At 60.4% G+C, this 603-nt stretch carries 1 protein-coding gene; it reads right to left on the bottom strand.

What is annotated here, in order from left to right; translation table 11 throughout:
- Positions 1 to 603 (bottom strand): IS66 family transposase (tnpC, locus tag AU465_RS32950; protein ID WP_192257174.1); only part of this gene is annotated, 603 nt, incomplete at both ends.

Here is a 603-nt window from a genome sequence, read left to right as displayed (position 1 = left end):
GGCGCCGGCAAATAGCCAGTTTTTTCTTCCGATCCCAATCGGGCGCAGGGCTCGCTCGGCGGCATTGTTGTCCATGGCGACGCGGCCGTCTTCGAGGAACAGGCAGAATGATGGCCAGCGGCTCAGGCCATAACGGAAGGCTTTTGCCAAATCGCTCTTGCCCGGAATGCGGGTCAGTTGCGTTTCGATCCAGACACGGAATGCCCCGATCTTTGGTTTGCTATGCTTCTGACGTGCGGCAAGGCGGGCATCGGCAGGCTGACCCGCAATGTCGCGCTCGATGTCATAAAGCGCACCGATACGGTCGAGAGCCTCGCGTGCGATCTCGGATTTGTTCGAGGTCCAGATATCATGGAAGTCGCGTCGCCAATGCGCCCAGCATGCCGCTTCTCGGAAGCGGGATGTTCCACCGGCTCCAGGCTCATAAAGCTTGCCATAGCCTTTGTAGCCGTCAGCTTGGAGGATGCCGCTTGTCTGCCCGAGGTGGCGGAGGACGTGGTCTTCCTTCCAGTCCGGAGCAAAGTAGTAGACCGCGCCAGGCGGAGCGCCGCCCGCCCATGGGCGTTGATCGCGGACATACGTCCAGATCCTGCCTTTCTTTAC

Origin of the sequence: Mesorhizobium silamurunense (assembly GCF_014843905.1) — a bacterium.
GTDB classification, from domain to species: Bacteria; Pseudomonadota; Alphaproteobacteria; order Rhizobiales; family Rhizobiaceae; genus Mesorhizobium; species Mesorhizobium silamurunense.
Note: the sequence above shows the minus strand (reverse complement) of the source record. Positions and strands in the feature narration are given on the sequence as shown.